General features: G+C 62.1%; 19 protein-coding genes. 4 read left to right on the forward strand and 15 right to left on the reverse strand.

Going from position 1 to position 24,298, the window contains the following annotated elements; genetic code table 11:
* The first annotated feature begins 8 nt into the window (after positions 1-8).
* From AAFN88_RS16775 to gspD, 4 genes are all read left to right on the forward strand, one after another.
* Positions 9-1,046 (forward strand): PilN domain-containing protein, encoded by a 1,038-nt coding sequence (locus AAFN88_RS16775; protein ID WP_347521576.1) that lies wholly within the window; start codon positions 9-11, stop codon positions 1,044-1,046.
* Positions 1,043-1,636: a type II secretion system protein GspM gene (gene gspM, locus AAFN88_RS16780; protein WP_347521577.1), complete on the forward strand. Its 594-nt coding sequence runs from the start codon at positions 1,043-1,045 to the stop codon at positions 1,634-1,636. Before AAFN88_RS16775 ends, gspM begins: the two co-directional genes overlap by 4 nt.
* The gene (locus AAFN88_RS16785) at positions 1,633-2,205 is read left to right on the forward strand and encodes a hypothetical protein (RefSeq protein WP_347521578.1); all 573 of its coding nucleotides are present in this window, start codon (positions 1,633-1,635) and stop codon (positions 2,203-2,205) included. Before gspM ends, AAFN88_RS16785 begins: the two co-directional genes overlap by 4 nt.
* A gap of 98 nt (positions 2,206-2,303) precedes the next feature.
* The gene (gene gspD, locus AAFN88_RS16790) at positions 2,304-4,553 is read left to right on the forward strand and encodes a type II secretion system secretin GspD (RefSeq protein ID WP_347521579.1); all 2,250 of its coding nucleotides are present in this window, start codon (positions 2,304-2,306) and stop codon (positions 4,551-4,553) included.
* A gap of 18 nt (positions 4,554-4,571) precedes the next feature.
* Here gspD and AAFN88_RS16795 read toward each other — a convergent pair whose 3' ends face one another.
* The 15 genes from AAFN88_RS16795 to AAFN88_RS16865 form a co-directional block, all read right to left on the reverse strand.
* Positions 4,572-5,402 carry a hypothetical protein gene (locus tag AAFN88_RS16795; RefSeq protein WP_347521580.1) on the reverse strand — a complete coding sequence of 277 codons (831 nt, stop codon included), beginning with the start codon at positions 5,400-5,402 and terminating at the stop codon, positions 4,572-4,574.
* Between the two features lie 311 nt (positions 5,403-5,713).
* Positions 5,714-6,244 (reverse strand): hypothetical protein, encoded by a 531-nt coding sequence (locus AAFN88_RS16800; RefSeq protein ID WP_347521581.1) that lies wholly within the window; start codon positions 6,242-6,244, stop codon positions 5,714-5,716.
* A 2-nt stretch (positions 6,245-6,246) separates the two neighbouring features.
* A complete protein-coding gene (locus tag AAFN88_RS16805) occupies positions 6,247-7,683 on the reverse strand; it encodes an RHS repeat-associated core domain-containing protein (RefSeq protein ID WP_347521582.1) in 1,437 nt (478 codons plus the stop codon).
* 112 nt (positions 7,684-7,795) lie between these two features.
* The gene (locus AAFN88_RS16810) at positions 7,796-8,149 is read right to left on the reverse strand and encodes a hypothetical protein (protein ID WP_347521583.1); all 354 of its coding nucleotides are present in this window, start codon (positions 8,147-8,149) and stop codon (positions 7,796-7,798) included.
* A 2-nt stretch (positions 8,150-8,151) separates the two neighbouring features.
* Positions 8,152-9,486: an RHS repeat-associated core domain-containing protein gene (locus AAFN88_RS16815; protein WP_347521584.1), complete on the reverse strand. Its 1,335-nt coding sequence runs from the start codon at positions 9,484-9,486 to the stop codon at positions 8,152-8,154.
* A gap of 174 nt (positions 9,487-9,660) precedes the next feature.
* A complete protein-coding gene (locus tag AAFN88_RS16820) occupies positions 9,661-10,161 on the reverse strand; it encodes a hypothetical protein (RefSeq protein WP_347521585.1) in 501 nt (166 codons plus the stop codon).
* Entirely contained in the window at positions 10,158-11,021 is an 864-nt protein-coding gene (locus AAFN88_RS16825) for an RHS repeat-associated core domain-containing protein (protein WP_347521586.1), read from the reverse strand. Before AAFN88_RS16825 ends, AAFN88_RS16820 begins: the two co-directional genes overlap by 4 nt.
* Positions 11,022-11,088: 67 nt before the next feature.
* A complete protein-coding gene (locus tag AAFN88_RS16830) occupies positions 11,089-11,646 on the reverse strand; it encodes a hypothetical protein (RefSeq protein ID WP_347521587.1) in 558 nt (185 codons plus the stop codon).
* 73 nt (positions 11,647-11,719) lie between these two features.
* Entirely contained in the window at positions 11,720-12,142 is a 423-nt protein-coding gene (locus tag AAFN88_RS16835) for a hypothetical protein (protein ID WP_347521588.1), read from the reverse strand.
* Between the two features lie 111 nt (positions 12,143-12,253).
* Positions 12,254-13,198, reverse strand: a complete 945-nt coding sequence (locus AAFN88_RS16840) for an RHS repeat-associated core domain-containing protein (protein ID WP_347521589.1) — start codon at positions 13,196-13,198, stop codon at positions 12,254-12,256.
* A gap of 52 nt (positions 13,199-13,250) precedes the next feature.
* Entirely contained in the window at positions 13,251-13,739 is a 489-nt protein-coding gene (locus AAFN88_RS16845) for a hypothetical protein (protein WP_347521590.1), read from the reverse strand.
* Positions 13,740-13,786: 47 nt separating this feature from the next.
* A complete protein-coding gene (locus AAFN88_RS16850; RefSeq protein ID WP_347521591.1) occupies positions 13,787-14,263 on the reverse strand; it encodes a hypothetical protein in 477 nt (158 codons plus the stop codon).
* A 153-nt stretch (positions 14,264-14,416) separates the two neighbouring features.
* Positions 14,417-15,421, reverse strand: coding sequence for an RHS repeat-associated core domain-containing protein (locus AAFN88_RS16855; protein WP_347521592.1), 1,005 nt, complete (start codon positions 15,419-15,421; stop codon positions 14,417-14,419).
* Positions 15,422-15,434: 13 nt separating this feature from the next.
* On the reverse strand, positions 15,435-15,758 hold the full coding sequence (locus AAFN88_RS16860; RefSeq protein WP_347521594.1) for a hypothetical protein: 324 nt from the start codon (positions 15,756-15,758) through the stop codon (positions 15,435-15,437).
* On the reverse strand, positions 15,758-23,914 hold the full coding sequence (locus AAFN88_RS16865) for an RHS repeat-associated core domain-containing protein (protein ID WP_347521595.1): 8,157 nt from the start codon (positions 23,912-23,914) through the stop codon (positions 15,758-15,760). The genes AAFN88_RS16860 and AAFN88_RS16865 overlap by 1 nt, the downstream gene beginning before the upstream one ends.
* Between the last annotated feature and the right edge of the window lie 384 nt (positions 23,915-24,298).

Here is a 24,298-nt window from a genome sequence, read left to right on the forward strand (position 1 = left end):
TGGGGGCCGTGAAAAACTTCTTCGCTCTCCCGGCCAGTTTCTTCCGCTGGTGGTTCGGCGAATTAGCGGCACTGTTGCCCGGCGTGCTGCGGGAAGGCCTGCGCGGCGGCGAAAAGCTTCTGCTCGACATGGGCACCACGCCGCCGCAACTGTATCGCCTGCGCGGCCGCAAGGCCGTGCCGCTGGCCAGCAGCAAGGAGGCCTCCGCCAAAGCCAAAGCCGCGGCGACCCTGGCGCTGGCGCGCCGGGAGCTCGTGACACGGCAAGCGCAACTGCCCTTGGCGGCGGAGGAAAACCTGCGCGAGGTCGTCGGCTTCGAGATGGACCGCCTGACGCCCTTCAGCCGGGAGGAAGTCTACTATGCCTGCCGGGTGGCGGGGCGCGACGCCAAGAACGGCCGCCTGAGCGTCGACATCATGCTGGCGCCGCGCCGCAAGGTCGACGGCCTGCTGGAGGAACTGCGCGGCCAAGAGCTGACGGTCACGCGGGTCGACATCGCCGCGGATGAACCCGGACGGCCCCTGGGCGTGAACCTGCTTCCGGAGGCGCCCTCCCCTGCGCCGTCGCGCGTGGCCCGCGCCCTGGCCGGCGCACTGACGGCTACGGTAGCGGTCTTGCTGTTCTTGGCACTGCAAGTCCCACTGGAGCGCAAGGCCGACTACGCCGCCGCGCTCAGCGCGCGGGTTACGGAGGAACGTGCCCGCGTGGCGGAGCTACGCAAGCTGGAGGAGGAGATCGCGACACTGCAGAAGCCGGACGCCTCCCTGACAGACCTTAAACGGCAGGACCTGCTGACTTTGGCACTGGTCGACCAGGTCACCCGACTGCTGCCTGACGACAGCTGGCTCAGTCAATTGAGCCTGGACGGCAACCGCCTGAGTCTCAGCGGCTTCTCGCCCAACTCCTCCAAACTCATCACCACTTTCGAGCAGTCGCCGCGATTCTCCGAGACCGTGTTCCGGGCGCCGGTGACCCAGGACCCGCGCCTGGGGCTTGAGCGCTTCAGCCTCTCTCTGCGCGTCGAGCCAGCGGGGGGCGGCCAATGACCCGCCTCTCACCCCTCCTGAGCCGGCTGCTTGCCGTGATGTTGCTGATCGGCGCCGGGCTCGCCGTCCACCTGGCTGTTGTCGAGCCGCTGCGCCAACGCCACATGGCCCTGGACGAGTCCATCGCCCTGTCGCAAGAACTGCTGCAACGTTTCGCCAAGGAGACGGGGGACCCGGCCACCCTTACCCGGCAGCGCGAGGCGCTCAGCCAACAGCCCGAGGCAACCGCCGGGCTGCTGCGCGGCGACAACGAGACCATCGCCGGCGCCTTCGTCCAGTCTTTCCTCACCTCAACCGTCGAGCGCGGCGGCGGCACCGTCCGTTCGGTGCAGGTTCTGCCGGTTCGCGATGAACGCGGGCTGCGCAAGGTGACCGCACGGGCGCAGCTGCACACCACCTCGGCCGCCCTGCGCGATATCCTGCACCGCCTCGAGGGGAACGATCCCTACCTCTTCATCGACAACCTCGATATCCGCCGCACCCTGCAGCCGCGCCCCGAGGCGTCCGACGAAGAGGAAGTCGAGCTGCTGGTGCGCTTCGACGTCTATGGGTTCCTCGCGGCCAAACCGGCGATGGAGGAACGCTCATGAGAGGGCTCGCCGTTTTCAACCTCCTGGCGCTGATCGCCTGCAGCGCCCTCGGCGCTTGGGCCTACAGCGAGGCGCGGAAGCCCTTGCCGGCCTTGCCCGATTCCCCCTCGGTAACGGCGACGCTTGAGACCGCTACCGGCAGCGCCATCCCGGCGCCGCCCCCTTCCTTCCGCATGCCGCCGAAGAACACTTACGCCCAGTTGGCGACCCGGCCGCCCTTCTCCGAATTGCGCCGCCCGCCCCGCGCCAAGCCGGCACCCAAGCCGGTCGCGCAACAGCAGGCGCCGGCGCCACTGCCCAAGACGGTGGCGGAACCACAAGTCACTCTGGTCGGCATCGTCATCTCGGCGGAGAAAAGCATCGCCATGGTGCGCAAACCCGGCGCCGAGGAGCTGCTGCGCCTCGCCAAGGGGGCGGAGCTCGAGGGCTGGCGGGTCGAAAGCGTGCTGCCGGACCGCCTGCTGCTGAGCCACGGCGAGAAGGTGCTGGAACTGGAACTGACCGAGGCGGAACAGGGAAGCGGCGGACCCCGCGGATCAGGCGCAGCGCCACGGCAGCGGCGGCAATGACAGCTAGACAGCGATTCACGGATTGTACCCATAGATTTCTTATGGCCCGGGCGGTTAAACTCATAGGCGAGAGCGTGCAGGGGGAAAACATTCACAAATTGACGACAATCCGCCGCCTTTCCGTAGGGCTGATCGCCGCATCGCTGACGATCGTCCTGACTGCTTGCGAGGCGTCGAAAACCAGCAGCCGCGAGTTCTTCGGCGAGACCCTGTCGCAATCCGCCAAGGACAAGACCTCGCCCTCGTCCGAGGAAGGCAGCGCCGAGCCTCTCGAGCCGGAAGCGGTGGCCAGCGACGGCGGCATCCGCCCCTTCGAGGTGCGCGGTAGCGGCCAGTTGGCGCGCCTGCCCGGCCCGCGGCCGCGCGGCGTTCAGGTGGCCCAGGTGCAGGACACCGCCGAGGGCGTGACCATGAACTTCGTCGACGCCGACCTGCGGGAGGTGATCCGCGCCGTCCTGGAAGACACCCTGGACCTGAACTACGTCGTCGATCCTAACGTGCAGGGGCGCGTCACCCTGCAGACCAGCCAGCCGCTGGCGCCCGAGCAGGTGCTGCCGACGCTGGAGGAGCTGCTGCGCATGAACGGCGCCGCGCTGGTGGAAAGCGACGGCCTGTTCAGGGTGCTGCCGGCCGACCAGGCCGGCGTCGGCATCGCCAACCTGACCTACGACGGGCCGAGCGGCCGCGGCATCAGCACCCAGGTCATCCCCCTGCGCTTCGTCTCGGCCAACGAGGTCGGCACGGTGGCCCAGTCCTTCGCCGCCAACCCCAGCAGCGTCCGGATCGACCCCGCCCGCAACCTTCTGTTCGTCACCGGCACCCGGGCCGAGCTTACTTCCCTCAACAACCTGGTCGCGGTACTGGACGTGGACTGGCTCTCCGGCATGTCCTTTGCCCTGGAGCCGCTGGAGGCGGTCACCCCCGACACCCTGGTGGCCGAGCTGCAGCAGATCCTCGACGATCCCAACGGCCCGCGGCTGAGCGACATCGTGCGCTTCGTGCCCATCGAGCGCATGAACGCCGTCCTGGTCATCTCCAAGCAGCCGCGCTACCTGGACGAAGCGCGGCGCTGGATCGACCGCCTCGACCAAGGCAGCAGTAACGCCCAACGGGTCTATGTCTACTACGTGCAGAACCGCAGGGCGGCGGACCTGGCGGATACCCTGGGCAACATCTTCTCGGCGGAGACCACGACCACCTCCCTGGCCGCCGAACCGGCGGTCGCCCCCGGCCTGACCCCTGCGACGCTGACCAGCGAGCCGCCGCAGCCGCGGGGTTTCGATGAGGCGCCAGCCCCCGCCCCGCCCACGGCGGGAAACGCGCCGCCGGCGGCCGGCGCCGCCCCGGCCCGGGGGGCGTCCCGCGGCAGCGCGGCTCGCGGGTCCGCTTTGGGCGGCAGCGGCGCGATCCGCATCCTCGCCGACGAGGCCAGCAATTCCTTGGTCATCCTGGCGACGCCGGAGGGCTACCGCCAGGTCGAGGCGGCACTGAAGCGCCTCGACATCTTGCCGCTGCAGGTGCTGATCGAGGCAACCCTGATGGAGGTGACACTTAACGACTCCCTGGAGTACGGCGTGCGCTGGTTTTTCGAGTCCGGCGACTCTTCCTTCACCTTTACCGACGCGGCTGCCGAGGGCGGTGCCGCGGTACTGGGTGCCTCCTTCCCCGGCTTCTCCTACGTCTTCGACTCGAACAATATCCACGCCACGCTGAACGCCCTGAAGGGCATCACCGACGTGAAGTTCCTCTCCGCCCCGACGCTCATGGTGCTGGACAATGAGACCGCGCGCCTGCAGGTGGGCGACGAGGTGCCGATCGTCACGCGTACCTCGACCAGCACCGTCGGCGACAACGCGCCCATCGTGAACGACGTCGAGCTGCGCGACACCGGCGTCATCCTCGACATCACGCCGCGGGTGAACTCGGGCGGCCTGGTGGTTCTCGACGTCGCGCAGGAAGTCAGCGAGGTCACCGAGACCACCTCCTCCGGCATCGACTCGCCGACCATTCAGCAGCGCAAGATGGAAAGCACCATCGCCGTGCAGAACGGCGAGACCATCGTCCTCGGCGGCCTGATCCGCAACCGCCTGGAGGAAGGCACCACCTCCGTGCCGGTGCTGGGCGACATCCCCATCCTGGGCAACCTCTTCAAGGCCACCGACAACTCCAGCTCGCGCACCGAGCTGCTGGTGCTCATCAAGCCCCAGGTCGTGCGCAACCAGGAAGACGCCCGCGCGGTGACGGAAGAACTGCGCCGCAAGCTGCCGGGGATCTTCCCGCCGGAGCCGGCGGAAGGTGACGGCGATGCGGAGAGCGGCGCGGTGGAGACTGGAACGCCGAACAGCTGAAGATGCGGGGCTTTCGCGCTACCGCCGCCCCTGTTCCCAGGTCAGGATGTGATAGGGCTGGCGCAGGCCGGGGGTCAGCGCAACCACCGCCTCGCGGACGAAGACGGCGCCGCCCTTGGTGGTCGCTTCGGCACGGATCGTAACCACGGGAATGCGGCTCGGCACCAGGTAAGGGCTGTCGCCGAGCAGGCCGCGCAGGTCCTCCTGCGTCCTGCCGTCGCGCTGCAAGGCCAGGGCTTCGGCGGACCCCGCGTTCACCGCCGGCAGGGCGGCGAGCGCCAGCGGCGGCGCGCTGGCCGGGTCGATGCCCCGCGAGCGGGTATGGACCGTGATTGCCGGCGCAACAGCGTCATAGATCTCCCGCGTCATGCCGATGACCTGCAACAGTTCATCGCGGCGCTCGAAGGGCCGGTCCTTGGCCTCGTGGTTCAGGCCGGCGGCGCGGTAGTCGGCGTCCTCGCCCCCGCCCGGCAGGGGATCGTCGTTGGCGTCGCGGAAATCGATCACCGCATTGGCCAGCGCCTGCGGCCGCGCCGCCCCCGCCGCCGTGAAGAGCCCGGCGAGCAGGTCGATATCGGCGCCGTTCAGGTCGATCTTGCCGCCCTCAGCCTGGATCGAAGTGACCACCCTGCCGCCGCCGAAAGTCCATTCCCGGGGGCTGCCGTCGTGCGGAGCCCCCTCACCGTCCGCCGCCAGCGCCACGACCGCACGGTACAGGCCGGCGTCCGCCAGGGCCCGCGCCTCGGCATTATCGATCTGGTTGCGCGCCGCCACCGTCTCACTGCGCTGCGTAGTGACAAAGCTCGCGGCGATGACCGCCAGCAGGCTCGTCACCCAGAGCACCGCCACTAGCGCAATCCCGCGGGAGCGCCTGGCAGAGGTTCTAGTAGCGGAAGGCGGTTCGAAGGACTGGACCATAGCGACAGCATAGCAAGCCACGCTACGGCGCAGAAGCTATCCAATGCGGCCAATTCAATTGCTCGACAGCAGGGCCGGCGCCCAGGTGGCCGCGTCGGTCAGCGGCTCGACCTTCACGATGTAGAGCGCGTCGGCCACCACCGTGCCGTTGGCGTCGTCCGACAAGGTGACGGCATAGTTCTGCCCGCCGGTGAAGGTGAAGACCCCCAGCTCATCCAGTAGGGGATTGCCCCCGAAACCGCTTACTTTCCGGATTGTGACAGACGCAATGGATTCTCGGCAATTCTCTCAACCATCGCTTCAGCTGCACCGACCATCTCTGGACGACCAATAAAGTAAACGATGCCATCTTGGAGACCTAAGCGTTGGCCCTGGTCGGCGCTCTTACATGTCAAATAGACATGCCATTCAAACACAAGGGAAAAGAAAACAATCAAAATAAGCTTGGCCCGTTCAATTCCGAACAGGAAAGTTCTTTGATTGCCAAGGTCCCATCTCTGGCCCGGCTCGAAGGCTAGCTCTTCGAATACCTTCGATTCATCAAAAAGAGGTGCTGTAGAATTATCTATCTGTAGGATGACCCAATCCTTGGGATCAAGCCAATCAAGCAGATGTCCGGCGAGAACATAAAGCTCTCGCGCGTCTGGATTCGGCCGGTACGCCTTGTTTGGAAATACCTCTGAACTCAGACAGGCTAACTCGCACCACTCTCCGACCTTCAGATCTAAAGGTTGGAGGAGGCTGTCTGCCTCCGCCTGCGTTAGCACTCGCATTCCTAACTCTCCAGTCTACACTCGCTATTGCAACCCTGTCGCTCCCGCTCCTGCCTCAAGATTTCCTCACATACGGGAAGGGGGCATAAGATCAAGGGACCGAAGGAACGTAACTTTGGCAGCGGGGGAGGCGTACCGGGGTGCGCTTCGTCCGGATTAATCGGTTTGCCTTGTTGATCGTACCTTTGTTGCCCCCCCTTTTGGCCCGATTGATTGGTCTTCCAATATCCTTGACTACCGGGCGGACCGCCATCGGCTTCGGCGGGAACCCACTGGCATTGAGCGCGTCCACCGCCTCCTTGTGGCTTCGGACCCAAGAAATTTCCTCTACGTTGGGCATCGTTTGGAGTCCAGGGACCTCCAGGAACTACGCCATTGGGGTCCGGAATTGGAGCCTGTTGAAGCCCATACGGGTCAACCCACCGCAGTGGATTCCCCATTACATACCCATAGGTATTCAGCCCACCTCTCAGCCCGATGGGATCGCTCTGGATGTAGCGTCCCAGCGCCGGGTCGTAGTCGCGGAAGTAGTTGTAGGCGAGGCCGCTTTCGGCGTCGGCGATCTGGCCAGGAAAGCGCAAGGGATTCTGGCTGAAGCCCCCCGTCGTCACCGTCTGCCCGAAGGGCGTCTGGTCGCGCCACCACAGCACCTGCGCGTTCGCATCCGTCATGGCCTGGGGCGTGCCCAGGTGGTCGCTGTGCAGGTAGGCGACGTCGGTCGCCCCGCCCGGCCCGCCGACAAAGCGGATCGCGTCGGCCGCCACGCTGCCGTTGTCGTTGGCCGCCAGCGTCACCGTCGGATTGCTCAAGGGATCGAAGGCATAGCTGCCGAGGTAGTGCCAGAGGCCGCCGCCGACCCGCTGGTTCCTGGTCACCTCCGCGGTGCCGCCGCTGTGCACGATGGAGTAGCGCGCGTCCGTCGCCCGCGTCTCCTCGGCGGTCCACTTGGCATAGACCTGGTAAGTGCCGCCGGCCGGCAGGGACGGCGCCCAGGTGACGGCGTCGCTCAGCGGCTCGACCTTCACGATGTAGAGCGCATCGGCCACCACCGTGCCGTTGGCGTCGTCCGACAGGGTGACGACATAGTTCTGCCCGCCCGTGAAGGTGAAGACCCCCAGCTCGTTCCACTGCCCGCCGCGCTGGGCCTGGCTCACCGTGACCAGGCTGCTGCCGCCGTCATGCTGGACCGTGTAGGGGGCGTTGGTGGCATGCCCCTCGCCTTCCGTCCAGCGCGCGAAGACCCGGTAGTCGCCGCTCTGAGCCGGGCTGTAGGTCCAGATTGCCGTGCGCAGCGCCGCGGGATCGGCGGTCAGGCGCACGGCGTCGGCGATGACCCGGCCGTCCGCCTGGTCGGTCAACACCACCGAGCCCGAGCCGTCGCCGGGAACGAGATAGCTGCCCAGCGGCATCCAGACGCCGAGGTTGCCCGTCTGGTTCATCGGGTCCCCGTCGCCAACTCCTCCTCTACAATTTCAGTCGTGGCCAGCCACTTCAACAATCACTTGCCAAAAAAGCCTCGGGCTCCAGCTCCCGGAAGACCATTGGTTGATCTCAGTCATATGAGACGGAGACGTCGTTCCATTTCTCTCGCATTGTTGGCTGATCACCGGTCGCCGAATAGGTCACTTTGAGGCTGCGATCACCCAACCACCACGCTTTGACATCGGACCGTCCATGAATCGTGAACACCCATGCATCATCCATGTTCGGATCAAACTCTGCCTCGGACCGCCGAAGGTTTACGATACGAACAAATGGTGTCGTTGCTCCACAGTCCCGTTCAAACACTGCAGCGATGATCTCACCATCAGGTGATGCAATCTCATGGATCATAGTATTGCTACAGATGCTTGAATCACAAGAAGCCAGGAATGATGCCAATCCGAGCACAATGAAGATCCGCACACTCAGTACTCCATGCATTCGCAATAGTTAATTCCTTTCCCAATTTGCTCCTGATCAGCGGGATCGTCGCCGTATGGGGGCCCCCCGAGTGGATCACCCAGCCCCTTGCGAGTGGGGTCTGCCTTTTGGTTAGCCCATCCGGCACCTCGTCGCAACACGCCCTCTGGGAAACCAAAGGCAGAGCCCGAGGCGCCAAAGTTGAAGTTCCCAAAATCCTCATACTTCCTCCCTTGCTGCTTGTAATCCCAAGGACCACCGTTTCTTACCTGATTGTAGAACCAGAACGGATCCCAACTATCGTCAGCCTCCTGCATGTTCGCGTTAACATCAGCCCCGGGAGGAGCGGGTGGTATGTTCCCACATCTGGTCCACGTCATTTCCGACTTGAAATACCCGTTCTCCGGCAACGGTCCGAAGAAGTCATCCGGATACTCCCGCAGGCCATACAGATCTACATACCTCAGAGGTGCACCCCCCACATACCCGTAGGTATTCAGCCCGCCCCCGAGCCCGATCGGGTCGCTCTGGATGTAACGGCCCAGGGCCGGGTCGTAGTCGCGGAAATAGTTGTAGGCGAGGCCGCTTTCGGCGTCGGCGATCTGGCCGGGGAAGCGCAGGGGGCTCTGGCTGAAACCACCCGCCGTCACCGTCTGCCCGAAGGGCGTCTGGTCGCGCCACCACAAGACCTGAGCCGAAGCGTCGGTCATCACCTGCGGCGTGCCGAGGTGGTCATTGTGCAGGTAGGCGATGTCCGTGGCGCCGCCCGGTCCGCCGACGAAACGGATCGCGTCGGCCGCCACGCTGCCGTTGTCGTTGGCCGCCAGCGTCACCGTCGGATTGCTCAAGGGATCGAAGGCATAGCTTCCGAGGTAATGCCAAAGGCCGCCGCCGACCCGCTGGTTCACGGTCACCGCCGCCGTGCCGCCGCTGTGGACGATGGAGTAGCTGGCGTCCGTCGACCGCGTCTCGTCGGCGGTCCACTTGGCATAGACCTGGTAAGTGCCGCCGGCCGGCAGGGACGGCGCCCAGGTGACGGCGTCGCTCAGCGGCTCCACCTTCACGATGTAGAGCGCGTCGGCCACCACCGTGCCGTTGGCGTCGTCCGACAGGGTGACGGCATAGTCCTGCCCTCCCGTGAAGGTGAAGACCCCCAGCTCGTTCCACTGCCCGCCGCGCTGGGCCTGGCTCACCGTGACCAGGCTGCTGCCGCCGTCATGCTGGACCGTGTAGGGGGCGTTGGTGGCGTGCCCCTCGCCTTTCGGCCAGCGGGCGAAGACCCGGTAGTCGCCGCTCTCAGCCGGGCTGTAGGTCCAGCTCGCCGTGCGCAGCGCCGCCACGCTACCAATCACCTAGACCCTGAGCGTAACCGTGGGGTTCGATAACGGATCGGAGGCCTAGCGGCAAAAATCAAAGCGATACCCAAAGCCACTTGAACCATCCTTGGCCAAGAACGGCACCCCTCAGATGCCTACCGTATTCCTACCGGCTCAAAGATTGCTTCCCCGTAGCCACTACTCAGATTGCTGTCTGGCAGGTGGTCTGGTGAGAAAAAACTCCGTACCCGTCCGGGAACCCATACCTTTGTCGATGATGTCTCCCATAAGCGGTCGCATCGCGTTGTAACCGATCTCAGTCAATCTCCCCAACTCATCGAAAAAAAGGTGGATTTCTTGGTCATAGAGGTTCCCTCCCTCCGGTCGAACGCGTCGGATTGGGTACTCGAGCAAATGCGCCGAGAACTTGCGCTTTTTGTCGAATAAATCGATATCGCGTGAAGCTTTTCCCAAAAGCTTCCTCACATCATCGAGCTTGTCTCCGTATCGCAGAGACTTGATCTTCTGGATCAGCTCACGCGCCTCATCATCGCCAAGTTGCCAAGCGTAATCTACATCGGGATCGGGCATCGGCACTTCCCCCTCCTGGGCGAGGCCATGGCATACGGAAATCCAAAATGCGGCTATCATGGAAAGTGCTAATACAGCCCCGCGCAGCCGCCGCTCCCTCACAATCATTTGAAGATTCTCCCGAGTGCGTTTCGGATGGTCTGACCAATCGTGATAGCAGCGGCATACGCTTCAACATCTTCAGGGGCCCAAATTACAGGACTGGGACGGCCTCCTCCAATTAGCGCATCCACCATTCCACCTCCTACATCGAGCGCCTCCGCAACAGTAGTCGAGCAATTCTGATCCAGGGTACACCACCTATGGCTATCTCTGAACTCATCCCACCACTTCTGGATCGCTTCCTCATCAAGACCATCAATCTTGATCGCAGTATCTGGGCGTCGTCTTTCATCCCTGCTGTCGAGGTTTAGTGTCCGCTCAAGCGGAGGAGCACAATAGATGTTGTATTCCATGCTCTTGGTTTCTTCAGCGTTGTAAATATCAGGCCACCAGCTTATGTACGTTTTATTTTCCAGCTCGATAGATGCATGTCCCCATTGCTCGCCCTTACCTCTCCAGACGTAGACAGTTAGGTTCCCATATGGATCAATGCGTGTCAGAGGATTCCCACCCACATACCCATAGGTATTCAGCCCACCTCGCAGCCCGATCGGATCGCTCTGGATGTACCTGCCCAGCGCCGGGTCATAGTCGCGGAAATAGTTGTAGGCGAGGCCGCTTTCGGCGTCGGCGAACTGGCCGGGAAAGCGCAGGGGGTTCTGGCTGAAGCCGCCCGCCGCCACCGTCTGCCCGAAGGGCGTCTGGTCGCGCCACCACAGCACCTGAGCGTTGGCGTCCGTCATGGCCTGGGGCGTGCCCAGGTGGTCCGTATGCAGGTAGGCGACGTCCGTCGCCCCGCCCGGCCCGCCGACGAAGCGGATCGCGTCCGCCGCCACGCTGCCGTTGTCGTTCGCCGCCAGGATCACCGTCGGGTTCGACAGCGGATCGAAGGCGTAGGAGCCGAGGTAGCGCCAGAGGCCGCCCCAAGAGTACTCAAGAATGGGCCCGCTGGTTCACGCTCACCGCCGCCGTGCCGCCGCTATGGACGATGGAGTAGCGCGCGTCCGTCGCCCGCGTCTCCTCGGCGGTCCACTTGGCATAGACCTGGTAAGAGCCACTCGACGGCAGGGACGGCGTCCAGGTGACGGCGTCGCTCAGCGGCTCCACCTTCACGATGTAGAGCGCGTCGGCCACCACCGTGCCGTTGGCGTCGTCCGACAGGGTGACGACATAGTTCTGCCCGCCCGTGAAGGTGAAGACCCCCAGCTCGTTCCACTGCCCGCCGCGCTGGGCCTGGCTCACCGTGACCAGGCTGCTGCCGCCGTCATGCTGGACCGTGTAGGGGGCGTTGGTGGCATGCCCCTCGCCTTCCGTCCAGCGCGCGAAGACCCGGTAGTCGCCGCTCTGAGCCGGGCTGTAGGTCCAGATTGCCGTGCGCAGCGCCGCGGGATCGGCGGTCAGGCGCACGGCGTCGGCCACCACCTGCCCGTTGGCCCGGTCGGTCAGCACCACCGAGCCCGAGCCGTCGCCGGGGAATAGAATTGGCCGCAACCGGCTCACAAGTGACCATGGCGTAGAAATCGTTGCCCTTCAGCAGTGCAATATTGCCGCCAACAACTCAGCACTAACCTTCACTTGCTATCTTCTCCTCGTACCAATTTCGCCAAGCAGAGAGCATTTTTTTCCGTTTCGGCTCATCGGCTTTGGTGAAGCCTGCCACGAACTGTTCGCTATATCCGACATCCAGCCCGGTGATCAACCTCAGGGTCTCCGCCGGAATGAGCGATGCATGGAGGTCGAAAGGTTCTTGCTCCATATGCCTGAGCAAAATTGGGATCTCATAGATGCTATAGATTCCTTCCTTGGCCAGATCATTTAAGCGAGCCAAGCAAACGCCATTTTTGCTTAACTCAATGACCGAGAGCTTGCGTTCTGGCGGGATCTCGCGAGATAGGATGGCAAGAAAAATTGGAATTGAATCCTTTCCAAGCTCCATCGCCTGTGCCGAAAGAAACCTGAAATCCTCATTGTTGTCTGTCGCCATCATCTTGTCGAAAAGGTCTCCTGGCGACCGCATACACCCTACGAGAAGGAACGTCACAGCAATCACACAAAGCACCTGTCGGAAAACGGAGACTCTCATTATTCCTCACCAACATTAAGGTTTGTAGGTCGTCCATCCCTTTTTCGGATTATCGGGGACCATGCGAACGGCCCCCTTATAGTCGCTCCGAATGTTACTCGGCTCAAAATGAGTTGGACTCTGCGAACCTGTCACCGGCCTTCCAAGGTGCTTTGCAAGCGCTTCAGCGAATGAAGTATCTCCATCACCTGTGTTGCAGCCAAAGAGCTGGATCGTCGCGCCGGGCTTAAACAAATCTGGGTCAATCTCCTCGATTCTCGCCTGGCCGCCGGGAACATAAGAGAGCCACCACCCCGCACCATCAGAATAGAGACTGTTAATCGTTACCCCTTGGTTAAAATAGACGCCGTCCGACGCGCTGTGCGCAAATACTTGAAGGCCGTCGACACCGTTGTTTCTAGATGCATAGCTCTCAATCGCTTCAACAGCTTCATCTCCGGTCCCAACGTGTACGATTTCATTGCAACCGCAGTTCTCTCTATCCCACGTCTTGGCTGCCAGTTCGAATAATTTGCCCAGCCCGCCATCCTCGCCTATGAGAATGAGATCCAGTCCGCTTGGATCAATCCTTCCAATTGGATTCCCCCCCACATACCCATAGGTATTCAGCCCACCTCGCAGCCCGATCGGATCGCTCTGGATGTACCTGCCCAGCGCCGGGTCATAGTCGCGGAAATAGTTGTAGGCGAGGCCGCTTTCGGCGTCGGCGAACTGGCCGGGAAAGCGCAGGGGGTTCTGGCTGAAGCCGCCCGCCGCCACCGTCTGCCCGAAGGGCGTCTGGTTGCGCCACCACAGCACCTGGGCGTTGGCATCCGTCATGGCCTGGGGCGTGCCGAGATGATCCGTATGCAGGTAGGCGACGTCCGTCGCCCCGCCCGGCCCGCCGACGAAGCGGATTGCATCCGCCGCCACGCTGTTGTCATTGTCGTTGGCCGCCAGGGTGACCGTGGGATTGCTCAAGGGATCGAAGGCATAGGAGCCGAGGTAGCGCCAGAGGCCGCCCCAAGAGTACTCAAGAATGGGCCCGCTGGTTCACGCTCACCGCCGCCGTGCCGCCGCTATGGACGATGGAGTAGCGCGCGTCCGTGGCCCGCGTCTCGTCGGCGGTCCACTTGGCATAGACCTGGTAAGAGCCACTCGACGGCAGGGACGGCGCCCAGGTGACGGCGTCGCTCAGCGGCTCCACCTTCACGATGTAGAGCGCATCGGCCACCACCGTGCCGTTGGCGTCGTCCGACAGGGTGACGGCGTAGTCCTGCCCTCCCGTGAAGGTGAAGACCCCCAGCTCGTTCCACTGCCCGCCGCGCTGGGCCTGGCTCACCGTGACCAGGCTGCTGCCGCCGTCATGCTGGACCGTGTAGGGGGCGTTGGTGGCGTGCCCCTCGCCTTCCGGCCAGCGCGCGAAGACCCGGTAGTCGCCGCTCTCAGCCGGGCTGTAGGTCCAGCTCGCCGTGCGCAGCGCCGCGGGATCGGCGGTCAGGCGATTACCCTCATTGCACACGCAAATGGAGATGCCTGGATGAAGACCGAACGGTAACTATTTCAGCGTTACAAGCTCCTTCCCACCAACACTTGCTGCCACAGCTCTCGTTCCTGCGGAAACAATTCCACATTCTCACCAGGCGATATGGCGCGGCATCGTTCCATCAGCAACGGAATGGGTTTCTCAGTCAGATTGAAAAGGCCATATCTGTTTAGTTCTGGTACAAACTCAGAGAATAGATCTGGTCGCTGAAAGACACCACCTCGAATGACCGACCCGTATCCATGAACGTACACATCAATACCGAGCCATTGCACAGGAGAATCGAAAGCTTTCGAGCTAGAGGACTGCCTATCGCCGCATTGGATCGCACAAATTTCATTCTTCTCGCGTAGCTCCGCAAAATAAGACAAAACCGCCTTTGTCTTCTGATACGAAACAGCCAACCGAAAATCACACCAACTAAGCTTTGTCCGATTAAGCTCCTCCCAAAATGCCTCAACTTCCTCCGGCAAGGCACCTGCATAGTGCGCTTCATCCAAGTCACTCCACGGAAGCCGGTCTACCCCGCTGTACTGAAATGAGCCCCTAGCTCTACCAATCTCTAGGCACGGAGCAGGAGCGTTAGCATAGCCACTAAACTCTGGCCTTCGGAGTATCATGTAACCTGAAGGACTATGCATAGTCATTCACCCTTAATTCGCAGGAATATGTCTTATTCCGGAGCCGGGAACGTGAATGTGGTCGCCGCCTTCCCAGTGACCAGTTCCACGATCATCCCTCACACCACCAATACCCTGTTCATTAGCCCAGTCAATTATAGTATCTGCATCGTCACTTGATAGCGGTTTGCGGCCTCCATTGGTCGCCTCATTGATCAGATCGTTTAGCGCCTTGCGGTCATCATCATGTTCTTTTGCGCAATCTTCGCAGGTATCTTCAGAAAGCATGATGGTTGCAACCACCACACCGCCCCCAATCACAATCCACTTGCAACCATTAACAATGATTGCGACATCGCAGACTGGATTAAGCGGTCCTCCAGCAATGCACGAGCCTAGCGCTAACTCAGTAAACTGACCCGACGAATCTACATACCGAACCGGATTCCCCCCCACATACCCATAGGTATTCAGCCCACCTCGCAGCCCGATCGGATCGCTCTGGATGTACCTGCCCAGCGCCGGGTCATAGTCGCGGAAGTAGTTGTAGGCGAGGCCGCTTTCGGCGTCGGCGAACTGGCCGGGAAAGCGCAAGGGGTTCTGGCTGAAGCCCCCCGTCGTCACCGTCTGGCCGAAGGGCGTCTGGTCACGCCACCACAGCACCTGGGCGTTGGCATCGGTCATGGCCTGGGGCGTGCCCAGGTGGTCCGTATGCAGGTAGGCGACGTCGGTCGCCCCGCCCGGCCCGCCGACGAAGCGGATCGCGTCCGCCGCCACGCTGCCGTTGTCGTTGGCCGCCAGCGTCACCGTCGGGTTTGACAGCGGATCGAAGGCATAGCTTCCGAGGTAGTGCCAGAGGCCGCCGCCGACGCGCTGGTTCACGCTCACCGCCGCCGTACCGCCGCTATGGACGATGGAGTAGCGCGCGTCCGTCGCCCGCGTCTCGTCGGCGGTCCACTTGGCATAGACCTGGTAAGTGCCGCTGGCCGGCAAGGACGGCGCCCAGGTGATGGCGTCGGCCAGCGGCTCCACCTTCACGTTGCGTCGCTCTTCAGTCGATAGCTGCTATGAAGCTGCCTCCTGTTGCCGTTGCATCGATCTTGATGCTCAATTCCGATGCCGGCTTCGCGATCGGCCCGTCTATTACGACTAGAATTCCATCAAACCTTCCTGCGATGATCTTATCCAGCATTTGCTGGCCAGCCGCTGTAAAGTGCGCTTCAGGCGTTAAGCCAACTTCCCAAACTCCAGTGCTCTCCGCTGCCGTTACATCCCATACGAGATGAAGCGCAAGAGGCCCTTGGCCTATCGAACGGGCCATTTCGCGATATAGCTGAATAGCCCTCTCTGTCAATTGGACGCCGTTCTTACACATTAGCCTTGTCCAAGAATATGGATATCAGGGCAGCCAAGGGTATTGACTATGTACTTGGTTACAATCTGACCAGTAGGCGGGCATGCGTAGTCGCATCTCCACTTGTAATTGGGGAACAAGTGATACCATTCTTTTGGTACCTCACCTAGATTGTACTGCCCAACCTTCCTGCAAATTGTCGGGCACGACGGTGGCGGATTGTTGTCATTTGCAGGCGGAGGTGGAGGAGTGTATGGCGGAATTGCCGCGAGGCCCTTCCTATCGATTTTGCTGACTGGATTCCCACCCACATACCCATAGGTATTCAGCCCACCTCTCAGCCCGATGGGATCGCTCTGGATGTAGCGTCCCAGCGCCGGGTCGTAGTCGCGGAAGTAGTTGTAGGCGAGGCCGCTTTCGGCGTCGGCGAACTGGCCGGGAAAGCGCAAGGGGTTCTGGCTGAAGCCCCCCGTCGTCACCGTCTGCCCGAAGGGCGTCTGGTCGCGCCACCACAGCACCTGCGCGTTGGCGTCCGTCATGGCCTGGGGCGTGCCCAGGTGGTCCGTATGCAGGTAGGCGACGTCGGTCGCCCCGCCCGGCCCGCCGACGAAGCGGATCGCGTCCGCCGCCACGCTGCCGTTGTCGTTGGCCGCCAGCGTCACCGTCGGGTTCGACAGCGGATCGAAGGCATAGCTGCCCATGTAGTGCCAGAGCCCTCCGCCGACCCGCTGGTTGACGCTCACTTGCGCCGTGCCGCCGCTATGGGCGATGGCGTAGCGCGCGTCCGTGGCCCGCGTCTCGTCGGCGGTCCACTTGGCGTAGACCTGGTAGCTGCCGCTGGCCGGCAGGGACGGCGTCCAGGTGACGGCGTCGCTCAGCGGCTCCACCTTCACGATGTAGAGCGCGTCGGCCACCACCGTGCCGTTGGCGTCGTCCGACAGGGTGATGGCGTAGTCCTGCCCGCCGGTGAAGGCGAAGACGCCCAGCTCGTTCCACTGCCCGCCGCGCCGGGCCTGGCTCACCGTGGCCAGGCTGCTGCCGCCGGCGTGCTGGATCGTGTACTTGGCATCGGTCGCCTGCCCCTCGCCCACCGGCCAGCGCGCGAAGACCCGGTAGTCGCCGCTCTCCACGGCGCTGTAGGTCCAGGTCGCCGTGCGGACCTGGGCAGTATCCGCGGTCAGGCGCACGGCATCGGCCTGCACCACGCCATTGGCCTGGTCGGTCAGCACCACGGAGCCCGAGCCGTCACCCGGAATGAGATAGCTGCCCAGCGATACCCAAGTGCCCCAGGTGACCGCTTGGTCCACGGGAATGGTGTCGTTGCCGCCGGCATGGTTTACGGTGTAGGGTGCGTTGGTGGCCCGGTTGTCACGCGTCACCCAACGCGTCTCGATCTTGTAGTACTCATTGTCCGGCACGTTCAGCGTCCAGGTGACGCTGTTGGGGGCACCGTCGGTTGGAACCATCATGATGGCATCAGCCGAGACCCGGCCATTTGCTTGGTTTGAGAGTTCGATCCGATGATTACTCAATGGACTAAAGCCATACGTGCCGAGAAGATTCCATTGGCCTCCGGCCTGCTGCTGATCCACGACCACCGGCGTAGAGCCTTGACCGTGAAAAACCTTATAGGTCGCATTCGTTGCTCGATTGGCAACCGCCGTCCATCGGGCATACACAGCATACTCCCGTGATGCCGTGATTTCCGGTGTCCAGGTAGCTGTTGGCGGGGGGGCCATAGGATTCGGAATAACCGGCACGAACTTCACTGCATCTGCATCGACAGATCCTCGCGCGAAATTAGTCAATTCCACACGATAGTTACTCCCCGACCCGAAAGAATACGCTCCCAACAAGTTCCACTGACCACCATTGGAACGCTGGTTGACGGACACGTCACTGGAGCCGCCCGCATGATGGATCTTGTAGGTTGCGTCGGCAGCCCGGGCGCTGGTAGCCGTCCACCATGCGTAAACCTTGTAGTCCTGAGCCAATTGGAAATCCGGTTCCCAGGTTGCGGTCAAAGGGGTCGCATCGACCGGAAAGAACTGGATTGCATCAGCCATAACGACGCCATTGGCTTGATTTGTGAGTTCCACTCGATGGTTGCTATTCGGGCTGAGCGTAAAAGTTCCCAGAAGGTTCCATCCGTCTCCACCCTGTTGCTGGTTCATTTGAACCGGAGTTGATCCGCCAGCATGAAACACGGTGTAAACTACATCACTCGCCCGATTGCTTGCAGCAGACCACCAAGCGTAAATACGGTACTCCTTTTCCTGCAGTATGTCCGGCGTCCACTTTGCCGTGTTGGGCACAGCGCCCACTGGTCGTATCTGGATGGCGTCGGCGACCACATAGCCCCCTGAAGCAGCGTCACTCAATACAACTCGATGATTGCTCGCTGGCTCCATATGGTACGTCCCCAACGATACCCAGCGTCCACCACCAGTTTGTTGGTTGACAACTACGTCGGTGCTCCCGCCGGCATGAAAAACCGCAAAGGTCGCCTGAGTGGTATTGGGTTGTGCGTTCGGCCAGAAGGCTAAAACTTCATAGTCGCCACTGGCGGCCAATGTTGGAGTCCATGTGAATGTGTCGTTGCCACTCCCTGCTGCGTTGTAGAAGTAATTGTTACCGTAGCGGTCAGAACTATTCGTCGAAATGGGCCAACTTCCTACCGCAACTGCTCCGGCATCAGTGTTGTCAATTACTTGAGCATCAGGAGGCACCACCTGTTCATTCAGCCACTGGATATTCGGCCCGACAAGCCGACCATACCCGGTGTACGTTGAGGTATTCCATGAAGCACCTACTGTCGAGAATCCGACATCCATATTGTCAACCAAAATAGCCTGTGGCGACACATCGGTTGCGTAGAGCCAGCGTCTATCTAAGTCAAACGGCGTTCCACCATCCTGCCAAGTTGCCGTTTGCCAAGGTCCAGTGGTGCTGAACTCAGGAGACGAGTTGTCGACGACGATCGTGTCTGTTCCATCGGAGTTGTGGTCAATAAACTCAAAATCTGAGCCGTAAAACTGACCACCTGCTGTAGTGAGGCCAATAAGCCAGTAACCAGTCTCTGTAAATTCGGGCCCGGCGTTGTCCAAATAGATCGCCTCAGGCGAGACGCCGTTAGGCTCACGCCACAGATAGTTCGGGCCCGAATGCCCGCCCAAGGTGCGTCTGGTCAGATTCCAGGGCCCGGCAATGGTGGCCGCCGCGTCCAGGTTGTCGACCTCCAGAGCGGCCGCGAAGGGTCCGCCGGCGCTGCGGCTCTGGTAATCCGCGCCCTCGAAGCCCGGCAGAGCGCTGGCGGAAGGCCAGAGGCCGGTGGTCGAGAAGGCCGGGGAGCTGTTGTCCAGCAGCGTGCCTCCGGCCGGCAAGGGCTCGGCACCGGGGTGAACCAGGTAATCCGTTCCTTCGTGGCCCGGCAGGCTGCTGGCGCCGGTCCAGTTACCCTGTACCAGGACGCCCAGGTCCGCGTTGTCCTGGGTCACGTCGGCCTGGGTGGCGCCGCCGCCGACTGGCTCGATCTGGGCGATGGGCAGGCCGTCCAGGTAGATATAGCTGCGCTGGAAGGCGCCGAGCGCGTCGCTCTCGCCCAGCAGCTGCCCGCCCTGGCCGTAATGGAAGTGGGTGATGTCGCTGCTGCCCAACACCTCCTTGGCGACCCGCTCGCCGAAGGCGTTGTGCAGATAGTCCGTATCCGCCAGGCCGGCGGACTGCAACTGCACCAGCCGGTCGCTGTCGTCGTAGACGAAGCCCAGATCCGTGCCGGCGCCGCGGTCGTCGGCGACGATCTGGCCGCTGGCGCTGTAGCTGAAGCTCTGGGTCGTGGCGCCGTCGCTCAGGGACAGCAGGCGGTTGCTGGCCGTGTCGTAGGTGTAGGTCTCGTTCAGCGTGCCGAGGCTGTCAACGATGCTACGGCTGGTGCGGTTTCCGACGGCGTCGTAACCATAGTCAATGGTGCCGTAGAGCCCGGCCGCCTGGATCAGGCGGTAAAGGCCATCATATTGGAAGGTCTGGCTGCGGGTGCCGTCCAGCAGATCGGTAATGGCAGTGATGTTGTCCGCGTTGTCGTAGGCCAGCGTCAGGTTCTGCACGCCGTTGACGCCGTCGCCCGCGGTGATCCCCGTCAGACGGTAGTCCTGGTCATAGCTGTAGGTCAGGACAACGCCATTGCCGAAGGTGAGCGAGGCGACCGGCCCGAAGGGCTGGTAGGCGATGTCCGAAGCGACCACCACCGGCGCCGCACTCGCGCTGGACTGGGTGGTGATGGAGGTGACCCTGCCCAGGGCGTCGCGCCCGTAGCTGACGATCCGCCCGTCCGGATAGGTCATCTGCAGCAGATTGCCGGCCACGTCGAAGCTGTAGTTCGTGGTGTAGACGACGCCGCCGATGGTCCGGCTTTCCGTCACCAGGTTGCCGTAGTCGTCGTAGGACAGGCTTGTAGACCCACTGTCGTCGCTGACCGAGGTCAGGCGGCTGACGCCCCGGTTGCCCGCCAAGGTATCGTCGTAGCCGTAGGCGACGTTCTCCGCCGGCGTGGCCGGGTAGCTGCGCGTCAGGGGGCGGTTCAGGGCGTCGTAGGTGAAGTCCGTCACCACGCCGCGGGCGTCGATCTGGGAGACGACGTTCCCGGCGGCATCCAGGGTGAAGACGGTCGCGCCAGTGTCCGGGCTCTCCAGTTGGATGACGTCGCCGAAGCCGTTGTAGGTGTAGGTCGTCACCAGCCCCCGCGGATCGGTCACGGAGACCAGGTTGTCCTGGGCGTCGTAGGCATAGCCGGTGATGCCGCTCAAGGGATCGGTCTGCTGCACGAGGCGGTCGAGGGCATCGAAGGCCTGCGCCGTGGTGCCGCTCAGAGGATCGGTGATCGAGGTGAGGTTGCTGTTGGTGTCGTAGCCGTAGGCGGTCGTCTGGCTGCTGGCGCCGACGCTTTGCAGCAGGCGGCCGAGCTCGTCGAAGACCCGGGTCTGGCTGCGCAGGATGGTGCCGCTGCCGGCACGCAGCACTTCCACGGTACGGTTGCCCATGGCATCGAGCGTATATTCTATGCGCTCACCGTGGTCGTTGGCGACCGCCGTCAGTCGCTGCGCAGCATCGTACTCATAGTAGACCCTGTTGCCGTCAGGCAGAGAGACGGCCGTCAAGAGTCCGGCATCGTCATAGGCATAGGTGGTGACCGCATCCCCAGCCGTCGCCTTGACCCGACTTTCGATCAGCCGGCCTCGCAAGTCGTAAGAAAGTTCGGTTTCGACCCCGTTTTCATCCAGCAAGGTAAGTGGCAAGTCTTTTCCGTCACGGGCCGTAATACTGGCCATATGACCGAGGGCGTTGGTAACCGTGGCCAACTGACCGACTTCATCGTAGGAAAAGGCCGTTGTGTCAGTGACGTCGCCGCGTGGTCCATCGATGCTAACCACTTGCCGCGGCAGCGGCAGTTGAGGCACGTCGGTAGCGATCAAGTTGGCGAAGACATAGTCGAAATAGGCATTGTTGGTGGTTCCCTCGCCGCGAACGCTGCGCAGGGTTATCCGCACGCTGCGCGCTCCCGGCGGCACGACTTCGACAAGCTTTTGCCCCTGCCACCAAGTCGGTGCGATCAACGGCGACTCGACCACAGGTCCGATCTGGGCATTGGAGCCGTCAAAGAAACGGATGCCGACTGATCCGGCATCGGCGCTTTCGAGGGAATACTGACGCCAGGTGACTTCGAACTCCCGCTTTCCCCCGTCGATGGCGGCGAACTGGCCGGCGGAAAACTGGACATCCTGTGAAAGCCGGCTCTCCGCCGCGGCGCCGGGATGGAAATAGTAATCTCCCTGCGCCGGCAGCGGATTGTCGAAGTTGATCTGGAAGGCGCCGGCCTCGCTGGTCCAGCCGGACAGACCGCCGGTCTCCGCATCGGCGTTCTGGACAACCAGGGGAAGCCTCACCGGGTCCCGCCCCTCCAACAACATCGCGAAATCATCGAAATAGGAGTGGTTTCCGACGTATTGGAGGCGAATCGCCCGCACTTCGACTTGGATCTTTCGGGTTAAAGGTGGAACGTTGACGGCAATGCTGCTAGGCGACCACGTCGTGACGCTTGAACGTAGATACTCGAATTCATCGCCGATTATCAGACCAGAAGCGTCAAGAAACCGGATGACAACAGTCCCGTTGCTTCCACCCTGGTAGGTGTTGTGTTTCCAAGAAATCCGCACGGCTCTCTGGCCGCCATCGACCTCAGACTCGTTGACCAATGGAATTGCCACATCCTGGTGCATGCGGCTTTCCGGCATATCTTCTCCGCCATAGAAATAGTAGCTGCCCTCGGCGGGGGCCGGGCCGGCGGAGCGCACCGTGAAGCCGCCTTGCGTCACCGTCCATCCGGTCATGTCGCCGGTCTCTGCGCCGGGGTTGACGAGCGTTAGCGGCACGTCGGGAAGCGGCGTAGGGGTGGCCGGCGACTCGCCCCCATCACTGTAGGCATACGCCCAGCCACGGGTTTGGCCATTGGTGGAATAGGGCAGAATGTGGCTGGTCGTATCGGTCACTTGGCGGCCGGTCAGCAACCCGTCGATGTCGTATGCCATGTCGATCGTCCGGCGCGGCGCCACGATCTGCGCCGGCACACGGAAGTCGTTGTGCCAAGTCGTCGTCGTGGTGCGCGCGTCGGCCGTTCCGACGGCCTCGGTCATGCTTGTCAGCAAGCCGCGGCTGTCATGAACGTAGTTGGTGACCTTGCCGTCCCAATCGGTCGTGCTGGAAAGGAAACCGTTGGCGTCGTATCCGAAACCGAACGTGGCCGCCGCACTGTTGGTGGCCACGAGCCTCTCGATCTGGGAAACCCTCGGCAGTCCATTGATCGTGGTGAAGTGATAGTTCGTTTGCTTTCCGAGCGGCCCCGTAACGCTGCGCGAACCATCGACGTTGTAGATGACCGAATGGTGGTCCGTGCCGCCCGCGTGCCCGCTCGAGGCCGCCCGTCCTTCCACGTCATAGGTCCAGGTGGCATAACCTGCGCCGTTCTCATCGACCACGCCGGTGAGCGCCGCAGGAAAGGCCGGGTTCTCGTACAGATACTGCACCCGCGGATTGTCGTCCGAATCAAGCGGGGTGTCGTCCGGATGGACGACCTCCGCCAATAGAGTAGTTGGATGATTTTCGAAGGCATAAAGCTGGCGATACCCGTAGCGGTACTTTCTTCCGTCTCCACCGCTCACGGACTTGACCAACCCTTCCGGGGTATAGGAAAACCGCAGCCTGCGTCCATGGGAATCATGAACAAGAGACAACGCGCCATCTTGCCCCGAATATTCTAAAGCCACGCGGTAGCCGTCTTTGGCCACGATACCGGTTAGCCGTCCGTTGCTGTCGAAGGTTTCAAGGCGGTCGTATTTGTCCTTCAGTGACCATTCTCCACCGGAATCGGAGAGTGACAGAACGACGTCACTGTCAGGTTGCCAATCGCTGCCGACCTTGTTGAAGATATAAACCTTGCCGTCTGCCGCGTAGTAGTTCGTCCGGCTACCGCTGACAAATGCGAGGCGCCGCTCGAAGCCGTGGCGCCAAGCCGGCCCCATCACGCCGGTGATCTTGCTTTGACTGTTGTAGTAGCGCGTAAAACTCAGCGGATGCGCTCCGCCGCTCCGGTAGTCGGTCACCGCCTGAAATTTGTTGCCGGTCGCAAGTGAAATCGGATTGCCAACCGTCGGACCGAGATCCGGGTCGCCCATCCCTGCCAGCGATTGTGATCGACACTTGTCACACTGCCCCAGAGCCCGTTCCGGAACGGCGAGTTGGCAGCCAGAAGCAGCGTTTCCGTTGACTTCATAGCCGGCCGGACAGCTCGGATAAGTGGGATCCCGGAAATCCTGACCAACCGCCAAAAAGTGGCGAATGACACAGGTGGCCCCGGTAATTTGTCCATTTGAATCGTAGTGATGCTCGATCCGCCTTACCCAGGTCGTCCGGTAGAGTGCCCAGCTCTCACAGGCATCGGCTACCGTTTCACAGGTTCCACCCAAAGGCGATCCGTCCGGCACGCAGTTCTGACCGTTCTTGTAACCGGACCAGGACGCTTCCGCGGAACCAGCACTCATACAAAGAACGATGAGGAAAAATGCCGCCGCCAGAACACTCAGCGAGAGCGTTCGAAAACCGTTCCAGTGGCTGAGTATGCTTCGCATGGCAAATGACTTTCCCTCTGAGGCCCAATCGACGGACAAACTTCTCCCGTTCCGGCACATTCGACCGGCTCGCTCAAATTTTCAGGTGCGGTGAATTTCGAAGCTACGGACTGCGGCAGCGCACTAGAAGCCCCCTGTCAGAAACCCCGTGACACGGCACCGTGAAGCAACTGCAAGTAGAATATCCGAACTATCGTAAAGGTGTAAATATGAATCTGTAATATCGCGGCGATTGTCTCGTAAGGATCGGCGGCAAGCCTTAATGCAGACCCCATAAATTCTGATTCGGGGACACGGGCGGACTACGTCGAGAGATTTCCCTTGGAAGCAGATCGGCCAAAGCGACTCCGGGCCTCCGGAATTGGAGTCGGCCGCTAGCCACTT

The organism is Pelagibius sp. CAU 1746, assembly GCF_039839785.1.
GTDB lineage: Bacteria > Pseudomonadota > Alphaproteobacteria > Kiloniellales > Kiloniellaceae > Pelagibius.